Origin of the sequence: Streptomyces sp. NPDC020362 (assembly GCF_040642095.1) — a bacterium.
Taxonomy (GTDB): domain Bacteria; phylum Actinomycetota; class Actinomycetes; order Streptomycetales; family Streptomycetaceae; genus Streptomyces.
In genome coordinates this window covers 1-13,047 of sequence record NZ_JBFAET010000227.1, presented here as the reverse complement: position 1 = coordinate 13,047, position 13,047 = coordinate 1, and the positions used below count along the sequence as shown (strand labels likewise).

Genomic DNA, 13,047 nt, shown 5'->3' with positions numbered 1-13,047 from the left:
GTCCTACGTCGACGAGCACGCCCGATTCCTCGCACTGGCCGTACGCGAGGACTGACGGCCGGAGCGGGTCGGCCCCTGTCCCGTGAGGGCCGACGAACAGACCGGGTCAGCCCAGTTCCGTGAGCGCCGACGACCAGGATGGGTCACCCCAGTTCCGTGAGGGCCGCCGGGTCACCCCTGGCCGGCGACGGCCGCCGCGAAGGCGTCGGGGTTGTCGAACATGACGTTGTGTCCGGCGCCCGGCACCGTCATCACCCGGACTCCGGCGGCTTCCAGATCCATCCGGCCCGGGAGTTCGCCGCTGTGCTCGCCCTGGAGGTAGACACGCTCGATCGCGAGCCCTTTCAGCATCGTGCGCATCACGGGGTCCGAGCCGCGGCGGAGGCCGACGGCACTGCGGTGCAGGGCGCGCGGATCGGCCAGCCGCATGGTTGCCGCCCACAGCGGGCCCACGGCCGCGAGCACACGCGCGTACTGCTCTTCGACGAACTCGTCCTCCCCGTAGGCGGCGATCCCGCTGCTGGCGGCCGTCGGCGGCGGGAAGGCGTCGAGGTTGGCCTCCGCGAGGACCAGGCGGGCGACGAGATCGGGCCGCCGGTGGGCGAGCACGATGGCGACGGCGCCGCCCATGCTGTGCGCGACCAGCTCGGCGCCCGTGACGGCGGCCTGGTCCAGTGCGACCGCGACGGCGTCGGCATGCTCGTCCAGCGTGTAGCCGAAGTGCTCGGGCCGGTCGCTGATGCCGTGCCCGGGCAGGTCCACGAACAGGCTGCGCCGGCCCGCGAGTCCGGGGTGGGACGCGATGTGGGCGTGGTACACGGCCGAGATGGATCCGAGTCCGTGCAGGTACACGCGCACGGGCTCGGCTCCGGGCGCCTCCGTCCACCGGATCTTGCTGCCCTTGTCGTCGAATGCTGCCTGTTTCACGGTGCCCCTCCCCGGCGTCTGCACTGCATCCGACGATACCTCGGATTCGATGTATAGCGACAACGAAATATCGACCTACCGATGTACAACGGATCTACGAGAGAATGCGGTCATGCTGGAACTCGCCATCCTCGGTTTCCTGTACGAAGCCCCGCTGCACGGTTACGTCCTGCGCAGGCACATCGCCGCCCTCACAGGCCATGTGCGGCCCGTCGCCGAGAGCACGCTGTACCCGGCGATCAAGCGACTGGAGAAGGCCGGCCTCCTGGCACGGGCCACCGAGCCCGGAGCCGTGGCCGCGCCCCGTCACGTCCTGACGCTCACCGAGGAGGGCAGGCAGGAGCTGCGGCGCCGCCTCGCCGACCCCGGGCAACGCGAGATCACCGACGAGAACCAGTGGTTCACGCTGCTCTCGTTCCTGCGGCACCTGGACGACCCCGCGGCCCAGACGGCCGTGCTCAGGCGCCGGCTGGACTTCCTGGAGGAACCGGCGAGCTTCTTCTACGACGGCGACCGGCCGCTGCCCGCCGAGGAACTGGACGACCCGTTCCGGCGCGGCGTGCTCACCATCGCACGTGCCACGAGCCGGGCCGAACTCACCTGGCTGCGCGACACCCTCCGCTCACTCGAGGCTGTCGGCCGCTGAGGCACCCAGGTGCCGGACCGGACAGCCGCCCGCCCCTGGAGTCGGGCGCGTGCCCAGGCCGGCCACCCGGTATCCGTCCGGATACCCCTTGATCTCCCAGTTCTGCCGCGCGAAGTGCGGCGCGCGGCGTGGCGGCAGCAGCCGGACCAGCCGACCGCGCGTCCGCACGGCGCGGCGCACGAACGCGGAGACGGCCCGGCCCGGCGGCTCGTAACGGAAGGCACGCAGCAGAGGCTCGTCGAGCAGGGCGCGCGTCGCCGTGCGCAGCAGGGGTGCCAGCGGGCGCGGATACCAGGACGCCATCAGGTCGAGCGTGGCGTCGGAGACCCGTCGGGCCTGCTCGTCCCACCCGAAGTGGGCCTCTTCGTAGGAGTCGAGGAGGGCCTCGAACTCCTCGTAGGCCTCGGGGATGGCGGGGATGCCCAAGTGCCGGCCGAGGGTGCGGTAGTACTCGGTGGAGGCGACGATCTCGTGCCGGGACAGGCGGCGCCAGCCGTAGGTGTCGATCCAGCGCCTGGGCATCACGACGAAGGTGGACAGCACGTACCGCATGTCGTCGTCGCTGATGTCGTAGCTGCGGTGCATCTGGTTGATGCGGCGGATCGCGGTCCGGCCCTCCGCGCTGGCGAAACCGTGTTCCACCACGGCGTCGAGGAGCAGCACCGTGTCGTCGTAGCGCTTCTGTGTGCGCTCGGTCAGCTCCGCCGTCTGCGCGAGCAGCCGCCCGACGCTGGGAACGGCGTAGGTGCGGTACAGCGCCAGCTCCAGAGCCCTTGTGTAGTCCCAGGGAAATTCGAACGCGACGCTGAGCCGGTAGATCTCCGGAGCATCCGCCACCGGGTCCATCCGACGGATCTGCTCGAGCCGTCCGAAGCGCTTCACCGCATAGCCCCCTCTCTGCCGCCGAAGCTCCAACTCTACGTTGAGCAGCAGCAAATGGGCGATGAGGGGCACCCCTTCCAGGGGGTAGGGGGCGCACGTGTTCGACGGGATGCGCACCTGCCCCGTCGAATCCCGCGCCTCCCCGCGCACGGAGGCATCCGGCGCTTCCGACCGGCGCGCACACAACGTGTTCGAAGCCGCGGCTGCATGTGCGGCGGCCCGCGCCATAGGACGATCGGGACCCGATCGGGGTGGGCGGGCGCCCGGATGTCGCGGGAGGCACTGCCGTCCGGGGTACGCGGGCCGGCGTGCCGGGCGGCCCCGGCGCTCGCCCCGAAGGCCCGGCGGATCGCCTTCCGGGGCAGGACGGCCCAAGTCACCTCCGGCGGCTTTCGGCCGGAGCGGATCACCGCGTCGACCGGTGGTCATTTCGCCCCCGTCCAGGTGGAAACCTGCAGCTCCGCGTGGTGTGCGGAGTCGTGACAAGCCCCTTCCGCTCGCACTAGGGTGCGCCGACGGACGAATCACTGGGGAGGCAGGGATGGCCGGAACGGACGATGAGGCCGTCGCCGCCGCGGACGAGGCGCTGTATGTGCTCACGGCGGTACTGCTGACGCCTGCGCAGTTTCCGAGCGTGCTGGGCGACGACTATCCGGAGGCCTGCGCGGCGCTGGGTATGGCACCGCGCGCCGACGGATACGGCCTGGTGCTCGGGCAGGACGGTGACGGAGCTCGCTGGACGGTCGTGATCGACGACGTCTCGCTGGTCGCCGTGGCGATCGCGTCCTGGGACTGCGGCATGGAGTACGAGCTGTCGCCGGACGAGCGCACGGTCGTGGCCGCCCTGCCGGGCTGGCCGCTGGCGGTCGCCGTCGCCGCTCCCGGTGTGCCCGCGCCGCACGACCCGGCTCCCGAGATCGCGGACGGGCCCGCGCTGACGCCGCCGGACACCGAATCCTGGGGGCCGGCCCAGCGGCGCCTGGGCGCCGACGAGATCGCCCTGCAGTGGGCGGTGTGGCGGGAACAGATCGGCGACGACTACTTCCCCTCGCCCGCCGCGCAGGCCGCGCCAGCGGAATCCACTGCGGACGGCGCGGTCGACGACATGGCGGACAGTACGGCGGACGGTGCGACGGCCAGCGCCGCGGACGGCGCCGCAAGCGAACCGAAGAGCGGTCACCGGGGCGTGCGGCGGGTACTGGCAGAGGCACGCGCCTACGTAGACTCACCGCCGCCGCTGGGGCGGGTGCGCTCGTCGTTCGCCCCCGGGGACGCCCGCACGCTGCGTGCCGACGGCCCCGGATGGTCCATGGTGGCCCGCACCGACGACATCGCGTTCGTCCTGCTCGACGAGGAGCCCGGCGAGGTGCTGCCGGTGGGCCGGGGACCGGAGCTGCCGGGGCTCCTGGAGGCGCTCGACAAGATGGCCGTGCGCCCCAGTTGATCCCGCGGGGGCCGCATTCTCCGTGGAGTACGGCCCCCCAGTACGCCGAGCGAGCTTGTGGAAGCCTCGCCGAGTGGCCCCGCGAGCGCCTCGCCGAGCAGCCCCGCGGGCGTCTCGGCGAGCGGCTCGGGCCGCCTCACCCGTCGGTCAGCGGCCGAGTTCCTTGCGCGTGACCCGGCGGAGCCTGCGCCGCTGCGAGGGGTCCAGCGTCAGGTACGCGGCGGCCGGAACCCCCACCACGACCAAGAACGCCACCCACCAGGGCAGCCATATCAGCAGGATCAGACCGACCGCCACACCCCCTGCGGCGATCTTCGCGGTCTTGGACATGAGCATCCTCCTTCGGGGCCACTGCCGCTCTCTGTTCTGGAAACGGTCCCGCGCTCCCGGCGGTTCCGGATCTCGACCCTGAGACTTCCCTGAGACCCGTCCCCTAGTGGGCCAGGTCACAGCCTAAGCCTTCGAGGTGCGCTCCGGGCGTGCTGTAGCGTCGCCACCTCCGAGCAGGTAGTCAAATTTGAGGAGTGCGCCAGAGCTGTGCAGAGGATTCCCACGGCACCACCCTCCGAGCTGTCCGAACTGGCCCGCTGCTGCGCGGTCTTCCTGCCGTCCGACCCCGCCCGGTCCGGTCTGATGGCCTTCTGGCGGCCGGACGGCGAGGCGCTTCCCGATGTCACCCGAGGGTCCCTCTCGGAGCTGGAACTGGTGCTGCCCGCCCCGGGCCGGACTGTCCAGCGGGTACGGCTGCCTGCCCTGCTGCTTCCGGTGGGCACCGCCCTGCCGCTGCTCGCCTGCGCGCGTGCCGAGCCGGAGTGCCACCCGGCCACAGCCTTCTGGGGCACCGCCGGTCTGCTGGCCCTGCACCTTCTGGCACGCGGTCTGCTCCTGCCCGGCCTCTCAGCGGGGGATCACGACGCATGGCGGGTGGGGCCGCTGTCCGCGCGCGACGCGGAGCTTGTGCGCGAACTGGCCACGGCCATGCCTCCGGAGGCGCACGCCGTACCGCTCGCCGCCGCGGGGCCGCTTCGCCTGCCCGACCCGGAGCGGCTGCTGCACGCCTTCCTGGACGCGGTCGCCGACACGCTCCCCCGCACGCCCGCCGCGCCGATCGTGACGGGCGGCACCGCCTACGCGGCACCGGAGCCGCGGCAGCTGCCGGGCCTGCGGGCGTGGGCGGACGACATCGCCGCCGGGCACGACGCGGGTGTGCGGCTGTCGCTGCGTGTGGAGGTACCCGGTCTGCACGACGCAGGGCATGCCGACGACGCTCCTGTGCGGTTCCGTGCGGTGCTCCAGGTGCACGGCGTACCCGGGGCGGCGGACGTCGCGGACGCGGCCGAGCTGTGGGCCGCCCCGAAAGCGGGGTACGAGGCGCTCGGCCCACGCGCGCGTGCGGACGCGCTGCTTGCGCTGCGCCGGGCGGCCCGGGCGTGGCCGCCGCTGACGTCTCTGCTGTCCGCTCCCGCTCCCGACGCCGTGGACCTCGCCGAGGACGAGATCGCCGATCTACTGGGCGAGGGCACCAGGGCGCTGGCCGCGGCAGGCGTCGACGTGCACTGGCCGAAGGAGCTGTCGCGCGAGTTGACCGCGCATGCGGCCGTCGGCCCACCGGACGACGCAGCGCCCGTCGGTGAGGAGAACTCGGCGCTGCCGTCATTCCTCTCGGCGGACGCCCTGCTCGCCTTCCGCTGGCGGTTCACGCTGGACGGACAGGAGCTGTCGCGCGAGGAACTGGACCGCCTCGCGGAGGCCAGGCGTCCCCTCGTACGACTGCGCGACAGATGGGTCCTGCTCGACCCGCACGAGGCCGGCCGCGCCCGCGCCCGGCAAGACCGCTCCATGCCCCCGGTCGAAGCCCTGGCCGCGGCCCTGGCGGGCTCGGCGGAGGTCGACGGCGGCCGGGTCGAGGTACGGCCCACGGGCTGCCTGGCACGGCTGCGGGAGCACCTCGCGGATCCGGAAGCGGCGCAGCCCGTCGGTCAGCCGCCGGCGCTCGCCGCCACCCTGCGCGACTACCAGGTGCGGGGGCTCGGCTGGCTGGCCCGGACGACGGCCCTCGGGCTGGGCTGCTGCCTGGCCGACGACATGGGTCTCGGCAAGACGGTCACCCTGATCGCGCTGCATCTGCACCGGCAGACGGACGCCTCGACGTCCGGTCCCACGCTGGTGGTCTGTCCGGCCTCTCTGCTCGCCAACTGGCAGCGCGAGATCGAGCGGTTCGCCCCCGGCGTACCGGTGCGCAGATTCCACGGGCCCGGGCGCGCTCTCGGCTCCTTGGCGGACGGGGAGTTCGTGCTGACGACCTACGGCACGATGCGCCTGGACGCCGAGCGGCTCGCCGAGGTGCCCTGGGGCCTGGTCGTCGCCGACGAGGCGCAGCACGTGAAGAACCCGTATGCGGCGACCGCGCGTGCGCTGCGCTCCATCCGGGCACGCGCCCGCGTGGCGCTCACCGGCACGCCGGTGGAGAACAATCTCACGGAACTGTGGGCGATCCTCGACTGGACGACGCCCGGGCTGCTGGGCCGCCTCGGTGGCTTCCGCGAGCGTTATGCGCAGCCGGTCGAGGGTGGCCGGGATCCCGCCGCCGCGGAGCGTCTCGCCCGGCTCGTTCGGCCGTTCCTGCTGCGGCGCCGGAAGGCGGACCCGGGCATCGCGCCGGAACTGCCGCCGAAGACCGAGACCGACCACCCGGTGACACTGACAGCCGAGCAGGCGGGCCTGTACGAGGCGTTGGTGCGGGAAACCCTCGAACGGATCGCCGCCGCAGACGACATGGCGCGCCGGGGCCTGATCGTGAAGCTGCTGACCGGTCTGAAGCAGATCTGCAACCACCCGGCACAGTTCCTCGCGGAAGACGATCCGCGGCTTGTGGGACGCTCGGGGAAGCTGGAACTGCTGGACGAACTGCTGGACACCATGCTGGCGGAGGGGTCGGGTGTGCTGGTCTTCACGCAGTACGTGCGAATGGCCCGCCTGCTAGAACGGCACCTGACCGACCGCGGCGTGCCTTCGCAGCTGCTGCACGGCGGCACTCCGGTCGCCGAGCGCGAGACGCTGGTGCGCCGGTTCCAGGAGGGCGCCGTGCCGGTGTTCCTGCTGTCGTTGAAGGCCGCCGGAACGGGCTTGAACCTCACGCGCGCGGAGCATGTCGTGCACTACGACCGCTGGTGGAACCCTGCTGTCGAGGCGCAGGCCACCGACCGCGCCCACCGCATCGGGCAGACGCGCCCCGTGCAGGTGCACCGGCTGATCGCCGAAGGGACCGTCGAGGACCGCATCGCGCAGATGCTCGGGCGCAAGCAGAAGCTGGCGGACGCCGTGCTCGGCGCCGGCGAATCCGCGCTGACGGAGCTGACGGACACGGAACTGGCCGCACTGGTGGAACTGCGTGGGGAGGCGCGATGACCCCCTACGACCACGAGCACGGCAACGAGCACCGCAACGACGACGACTACGAGCACGAGCACGAGCTGGAACGCACGTTCGCCGCGCTGCCGCCCGCGCGCGGGCGCGGGTTCGCGCAGACCTGGTGGGGCCGCGCCTGGCTGGCCGCACTGGCGGACGCGGCGCTGGACGCTGCCGCAGTGACGGCCGGACGCCGTCTCGCGCGCGCGGGCGCAGTGGGCGCGGTGACCGTACGACCGGGCCGGGTCACCGCCGTGGTCCGCGATCCGAAGGGCGCGGCGCACCGGGCCGACGTCCTCGTGCCCGAGCTCTCAGCAGAGCAGTGGGTCCGGTTTCTGGACCTGGCCATGGATCAGGCGGGACACCTGGCCGCGCTCCTCGACGGGGAGTTGCCCTCCCATCTCATCGAGGACGCGGCGGTCAGAGGGATCGACCTGTTGCCGGGGCCGGCGGATCTGGATCCCGAGTGCGACTGCGGCATGTGGGACCACTGCCGGCACACCGCCGCCCTGTGCCATCAGGTGGCACGTCTGCTGGACGAGGATCCCTTCGCGCTGCTGCTGATGCGCGGCAGGGCGAAGGACGCGTTCCTTGGGGACCTGTATGTGCGGAGCACCGCGTCACCGGACGAGGTACGGAGCACCGCGTCACCGAACGAGCCCGCGGAGGCCGGGGCCAAGGGTGTGGACGCCGCGGAGATCTGGGCGGCCGCGGACATCCTGCCACCGCTGCCCCCCGCACCCGGCCTCCCGCAGGCCCCCGGCAGGCCGCCGTCCTTCGACACCGAGGCGGAAAGGGCACCCGGGATCGACCCGACGGCGCTGGAGTACCTGGCGGGGCGGACGGCAGCGGAAGCCCACCGGATACTGGGACGCGCACTCAGCCTGAGCGGGCATGGAGACGGCGGCCTCCTCATGGATTTGACGCTCCATCAGGACGCAGTACGGCTGGGCTCCGGGGAAGCACCGGGTACCGTGGCCGACCGGCTCGCGGAGGGCTCGGGGCGCGGCCACGACGGTCTGGCGACGGCCGTTCGTGCCTGGCGCGTCGGAGGTGTGGCGGCCTTGGCCGTCCTCGACGAGGAGTGGCAGGTGGAGGGGGCGGCCCTCGCACGCGCGCGTGCAGCCCTCGAAGCGGCCTGGGAGACGACGGAGCGGCCGTCGTTCCAGCAGGCCGCCAACCGGTGGACGGTCCCGGAGGAGCAGCTTCAGCTGCGTCTCGGCCGGGGCGGCCGCTGGTGGCCCTACCGCGAGGAGGGAGGGTGCTGGGTGCCGGCGGGCGGCGCCGACCACGATCCGGCAGCGGCCCTTGCAGCGGCACGGCTCGAACCGAACGGCGAGGCGACTGCCGAATCGGACCTGTTGTCACCATGATGCCCGTAGCGGGCACTCGACAGCGGACACCCAGCAACAGGCAACAGGCACGATTCGACCAGGTGTGGACGCCGCTTGTTCACCCGCCCGTTGCACGGCATTCCTCCGGGGACCCAAATGTGGCCGCAACCAACGGAGTTGTCCCCAGGAGGGTTGATGTCCCCGCACGTCACCGGTCGGCGCCGTGCCCGCCGTTCCGCCGCCTCGGGCCTGCCACTGGCCCTGGCCGCCGCCCTGGTGGCCACGGGAACGGCCGCGGCGGCACCGTCCGCGGATGCCCGTGTCGTCCGCACGGCAACCCTCGGCGAGATCCCGCTCGGCGCGTTCAGCAACGCGCTGCTGCCCGCCAGCGTGGCCGACGACCACGGGGTGCATCTCGGCGGCATCGGCAGTGACATCTACCCGGCGGGCCGCAAGGGCGAGTTCTGGACGGTCACAGACCGCGGTCCCAACGGCCAGATCAAGGTGGACGGCAAGAAGCGTCGCACGTTTCCGGTGCCGGGATTCGATCCCGCGATCGTAAAGATCCGGGTCTCGGGGGACGCGGTCGACGTGATCGGCGCGATCCCGCTCACCACGTCCTCGGGGAAGGCCGTCACCGGGCTGCCCAACCTGCAGAGCCGCGACGAGGCGCCGTACACCTACGACGCCTCGACGCCGCTGGCGTACAACCCGAACGGTTTGGACACCGAGGGCATCGTGCGGGCCGGGGACGGGACCTTCTGGCTCGTGGACGAGTACGGCCCGTCGCTCGTCCACGTCTCCGCGCGCGGGAAGGTGCTCACCCGGTACGTTCCCAAGGGCCTGAACGTCACCGGCGCCGACTATCCGGTGGTGGAGTCGCTGCCGTCCGTCCTGCTGCACCGGAAGATCAACCGCGGCTTCGAGGGACTCGCGCAGCTTCCCGGCGGCGATCTGGTGATGGCCGTCCAGAGTCCGCTCTCCCTGCCCGACGCGGACGCCGGGGACGCCTCGCGCACGACCCGGCTCCTGCGTTTCTCACCGAAGAAGAAGGCGGTCACTGCCGAGTACGCCTACCGCTTCGACCCGGTGAACGTCGTCGACCCCAGTGAGGACGACACGTCCGAGTTGAAGATCTCCTCCCTGGTGGCCGTGGGCGGTGACGGGCTGCTGGTGGAGGAGCGCACCGACAAAGCGGCCCGGCTCCAACTGGTCAGGCTGGGGCATACGGCCGACGTCCTCGGCAGCCGCTGGGACGACGACACGACGTCTCCGTCGCTGGAGCAGCTGGACGACCCGGCCGCTGCGGGCGTGCCCGTACTGGCCAAGCGGCTCGTCGTCGACCTGGGCAAGGTCAGCGGCGTGCCGGGGAAGATCGAGGGCATCGCGCGCGTGGACCACGACACGCTCGCCCTCATCAACGACAACGACTTCGGGATGACCGACGGTCCGGGCGCGTTCGACGCCCAGGGCCGTCTCGTCGACAGCGGCATCAGGACGACCGTGACGTACGTCCGGCTGCCTGACGGCTGCTAGGAGAGGTATGGGGGCAGTTCGTCCGGGAGAGACGGCAGGAGCGTCTGCAAGTCGCTCGGCAGTGCGCCCGGCGAGCCGGACGGCAGCCCGGTCGGCAGCCGCGACAGCAGTCCGGTCGGCAGCCGCGACGACAGTCGGCCGCGCAGTTCGGTGGGGATGCTGAAGGAAGGCCAAGGGGAGCGGCTCGTGGTCGTGCTGCCGTTCTCCGGACCCTTCTGACCGGTCGAGCCGTCATGCCCGGAGGCCATGAGGACCACAGCGAGGACGGCTGCGGCGGCCACCAGGAGGGCCAGGAGGGGGCATTGCGCAGTACGACTTGGGCCACACCCCGCCGAACCGCCCGAGGAGGACAGCCAGGATCCGGGGTCTGTCCCGGCAGGCGGGCTGACCACAGGGAGCGGCGGTGTGAGTACGCGCGCGTGCGAGGGTGAGTATGCGACCCGATGCCCCCGGCCCGGCGGTGGTGATGGGGTTCTCGCATGCCTACCGACGACGTGCGACCGCACATTACCCACCGGACGTGGTGGAAGGCGCCTCTCGTGGCCTCCCTGCTCGCCCTGCCGTTCCTGGTACTGGAGTACAACTGGTTCCGGTCCGAGGACGGCGTCGGAGCCTTCGGGGGAGTGTTCTACTGGTCGGTCGGCCTGCTCGCCCTCTCCTGGGCGCTGCCGCACCGCCGGCCGCTGCGGACGCCGCGCGTGCTGGCCGCCGGCGCCGGGCTCGGGTGCGTGCTCCTTCCGATGCTGTTCGCGCTGGCGCTGGGCGCGGCCCTGACCGGGAGCTGACGGGGCCGGGTGCGGGTCCTCAGCTCCCACCAGCGGCGCCGTGGACCTCCTCGACGAGCAGACCACGACCCTCTGGCGGCCCCGTGAGCCGTACCCTCATGCGCCCGCCCGGCGTGTGATTGCGCGGCGGGCGTGCCCGTCCTCACATCCTGGCCATACCGCCACCGGTGAGGCCCGGAGCCAGCGCCGGGAACCAGAAGACGGCGACGGCCAGGGCGATCGAGGCGATCCCCACGGCACGGGCCACCAGGCGGCCGGCCGGAGCCAGCTTCTCAGCGGTGATCACGGCGGTCAGGACCACCATGGCCCACAGGTTCATCACACCGAACGCCGCCAGCAGCACCATCAGCGACCAACAGCAGCCCAAGCAGAAGGCCCCGTGGTGCGCTCCGGCACGCAGATCGCGCGAGGCCCCCGGGTACGAGGCGTAGCGCAGCATCAGCCCGATCGGCGAGCGGCACCTCGCCAGGCAGCGGTCCTTGAGGGGGGTGAGCTGGTAGACGCCGCTGACCGCGAAAACGGCCGCGGCCACTGCGGTCCCCGTCGCGGTGGGGAGGCTCGCCGCCCGGCCCAGTCCGGCGGCCAGCCCGTACGCCGGCAGCCCGGCCGCGGCCCAGACGAGCAGGTAGGCGACTGTGAAAACGACCATGCGCGGCGCCCGGTGCACGGTGATGGTGCGTGCGTACAGCGCGGTGACGGGCGCCGTGGCGGGCAGCATCATCGCAGACATCATCAGCGTCCACACGGCCAGGAAAGCGGGCAGGCCCAGGCCCATGGTGCCCGGCATCGCCTGCATGCCGCCCCAGCGCGTCAGCGCCCAGACCCAGGCGGCAGCCGCCACGACCAACAGCAGTCCGGCGGGGCCCGCCCTGCGGCGGACGGTGACCAGCCGACCGGTCACGCGGACCACGTGAAGGGCGCCGAGTGTCCATTGCCGCCGGAGAAGTCCCAGGACCGGCCGTACACGCCTTCGCCCGTCGCCCGGGTGGACCGGGCAATGGTCAGCGTGCTGTTCGCCGGGTGGAACATGCCGGTCAGGCCCATGACCGGACCGTCCTCGCCGAACTGCGGGGCGACCTGGTCCTCGATCTCGATGTCGATGGCGTCACCCACCCGCGCGGCGTGGCGGCGGCCGTCGTCGCGGTAGTCGATGGGAACGCGCTCCACGCCCAGGACCTCGCCGATGAGCGGGGTGAGCGCCGCCATCGGCCCGCCGGCCTGGCCGGAGAAGACCTTGCCCAACGCCTCCGCCTGGCCGTCGTCGGCCGAAGCATCGAGGTACAGCGCCACCTGCCAGCCACCATCGGCCATCACCCGGGGCGCGTCGATGAAGACGGCGACGCTGCGGTCGGAGACGTCCACGCCGTCCACGCTCCCACTGTCCACGTGGAACGCGAAGGTCACCTGGCACCGCTCGTGGTCGGCCGGTGCGGTGAGGCCCGAGGTGGTGCAGGGGCACACCACGTCGCAGTTGCAGCTCTCCAGATACGTGCCGTTCAGATTCCAGGGCATGGTTCTACCTCCCCTTCGGTGAAGGGAATGCCTCGCGAGGGCCCGTTCCGTCCCGGTGCCGCTCATCTCCAGGCTATTCCCGACGACCCCCGCCGCGCAGATCCGCTGCCGGCCGCCTCACCGTCCTGGTACAGGCTCGTGGGGGCACCCACTCGGACGTGAGTCGGAAGGCGTACAGGATCGTGGCGCTCTCCAGGGACGTCACCGCCTGGGTGGAAGGCAGTTGGCGGAAGACCAGCGGGTCGCGTGAACCCGGCTCGGTGCGGGCGACCGCGAAGATCTCGTCACCCGAGGTGGTGACGTCGATGAACGGGATGTCCTCGCGCGCCGCGAGCGCGGCCACGATGGTGTCGAGCTTTCCCCGCAGGACCCGTACGTGCGGTAACAGGCCCCGGTCGAGCGGCCGTTGCGCGTTCACGCGACCGGTGAGACCACCACGCGCACGGTGCCGTCGGCGCCGAGTGCGTGCAGGCGGCGCCGCACGGTGGCGGGGCTGAGTCCCAGCACGTGGGCCGCCCGCTCCGCGGTGAGGCGGCCGTTCCACTGCAGCGCGGCCACCAGCCGCTGATCCAT

The 13,047-nt window shown here is 72.2% G+C and carries 14 protein-coding genes; 6 read left to right on the top strand and 8 right to left on the bottom strand.

The window, feature by feature from the left end; genetic code table 11:
- Positions 1-171 precede the first annotated feature (171 nt).
- Positions 172-927 (bottom strand): alpha/beta hydrolase, encoded by a 756-nt coding sequence (locus AB0H32_RS41630; protein ID WP_361132665.1) that lies wholly within the window; start codon positions 925-927, stop codon positions 172-174.
- A 112-nt stretch (positions 928-1,039) separates the two neighbouring features.
- On the opposite strand from AB0H32_RS41630, the gene AB0H32_RS41625 reads away from it, so the two are divergent.
- Positions 1,040-1,573: a PadR family transcriptional regulator gene (locus AB0H32_RS41625; protein WP_361132662.1), complete on the top strand. Its 534-nt coding sequence runs from the start codon at positions 1,040-1,042 to the stop codon at positions 1,571-1,573.
- Here the strand turns inward: AB0H32_RS41625 and AB0H32_RS41620 are convergent.
- On the bottom strand, positions 1,550-2,455 hold the full coding sequence (locus AB0H32_RS41620) for an oxygenase MpaB family protein (RefSeq protein ID WP_361132659.1): 906 nt from the start codon (positions 2,453-2,455) through the stop codon (positions 1,550-1,552). The two genes, AB0H32_RS41625 and AB0H32_RS41620, sit on opposite strands and share 24 nt — an antisense overlap.
- 541 nt (positions 2,456-2,996) lie before the next feature.
- On the opposite strand from AB0H32_RS41620, the gene AB0H32_RS41615 reads away from it, so the two are divergent.
- Positions 2,997-3,899 carry a hypothetical protein gene (locus tag AB0H32_RS41615; protein WP_361132656.1) on the top strand — a complete coding sequence of 301 codons (903 nt, stop codon included), beginning with the start codon at positions 2,997-2,999 and terminating at the stop codon, positions 3,897-3,899.
- A 147-nt stretch (positions 3,900-4,046) separates the two neighbouring features.
- Here AB0H32_RS41615 and AB0H32_RS41610 read toward each other — a convergent pair whose 3' ends face one another.
- Positions 4,047-4,229, bottom strand: a complete 183-nt coding sequence (locus AB0H32_RS41610; protein WP_361132653.1) for a hypothetical protein — start codon at positions 4,227-4,229, stop codon at positions 4,047-4,049.
- Between the two features lie 207 nt (positions 4,230-4,436).
- Between AB0H32_RS41610 and AB0H32_RS41605 the strand changes: the two genes are divergently transcribed.
- The 3 genes from AB0H32_RS41605 to AB0H32_RS41595 all read left to right on the top strand — a co-directional run bounded on the left by AB0H32_RS41605 (position 4,437) and on the right by AB0H32_RS41595 (position 10,177).
- A complete protein-coding gene (locus tag AB0H32_RS41605; RefSeq protein WP_361132650.1) occupies positions 4,437-7,307 on the top strand; it encodes a DEAD/DEAH box helicase in 2,871 nt (956 codons plus the stop codon).
- Positions 7,304-8,680, top strand: a complete 1,377-nt coding sequence (locus AB0H32_RS41600; RefSeq protein ID WP_361132647.1) for an SWF or SNF family helicase — start codon at positions 7,304-7,306, stop codon at positions 8,678-8,680. The genes AB0H32_RS41605 and AB0H32_RS41600 overlap by 4 nt, the downstream gene beginning before the upstream one ends.
- A 156-nt stretch (positions 8,681-8,836) precedes the next feature.
- Positions 8,837-10,177 (top strand): esterase-like activity of phytase family protein, encoded by a 1,341-nt coding sequence (locus AB0H32_RS41595; RefSeq protein ID WP_361132645.1) that lies wholly within the window; start codon positions 8,837-8,839, stop codon positions 10,175-10,177.
- Here AB0H32_RS41595 and AB0H32_RS41590 read toward each other — a convergent pair.
- Positions 10,174-10,458: a hypothetical protein gene (locus AB0H32_RS41590; RefSeq protein ID WP_361132642.1), complete on the bottom strand. Its 285-nt coding sequence runs from the start codon at positions 10,456-10,458 to the stop codon at positions 10,174-10,176. The two genes, AB0H32_RS41595 and AB0H32_RS41590, sit on opposite strands and share 4 nt — an antisense overlap.
- Positions 10,459-10,656: 198 nt before the next feature.
- On the opposite strand from AB0H32_RS41590, the gene AB0H32_RS41585 reads away from it, so the two are divergent.
- On the top strand, positions 10,657-10,962 hold the full coding sequence (locus AB0H32_RS41585; RefSeq protein ID WP_361132639.1) for a hypothetical protein: 306 nt from the start codon (positions 10,657-10,659) through the stop codon (positions 10,960-10,962).
- A 142-nt stretch (positions 10,963-11,104) separates the two neighbouring features.
- On the opposite strand, the gene AB0H32_RS41580 is transcribed toward AB0H32_RS41585, so the two are convergent.
- From AB0H32_RS41580 to AB0H32_RS41565, 4 genes are all read right to left on the bottom strand, one after another.
- Positions 11,105-11,863, bottom strand: a complete 759-nt coding sequence (locus AB0H32_RS41580; protein ID WP_361132636.1) for a DUF2182 domain-containing protein — start codon at positions 11,861-11,863, stop codon at positions 11,105-11,107.
- Positions 11,860-12,474: a DUF1326 domain-containing protein gene (locus AB0H32_RS41575; protein WP_361132633.1), complete on the bottom strand. Its 615-nt coding sequence runs from the start codon at positions 12,472-12,474 to the stop codon at positions 11,860-11,862. The genes AB0H32_RS41580 and AB0H32_RS41575 overlap by 4 nt, the downstream gene beginning before the upstream one ends.
- A gap of 73 nt (positions 12,475-12,547) precedes the next feature.
- Positions 12,548-12,892 carry a hypothetical protein gene (locus tag AB0H32_RS41570; protein ID WP_361132630.1) on the bottom strand — a complete coding sequence of 115 codons (345 nt, stop codon included), beginning with the start codon at positions 12,890-12,892 and terminating at the stop codon, positions 12,548-12,550.
- A complete protein-coding gene (locus tag AB0H32_RS41565) occupies positions 12,889-13,047 on the bottom strand; it encodes an AsnC family protein (RefSeq protein WP_361132668.1) in 159 nt (52 codons plus the stop codon). The genes AB0H32_RS41570 and AB0H32_RS41565 overlap by 4 nt, the downstream gene beginning before the upstream one ends.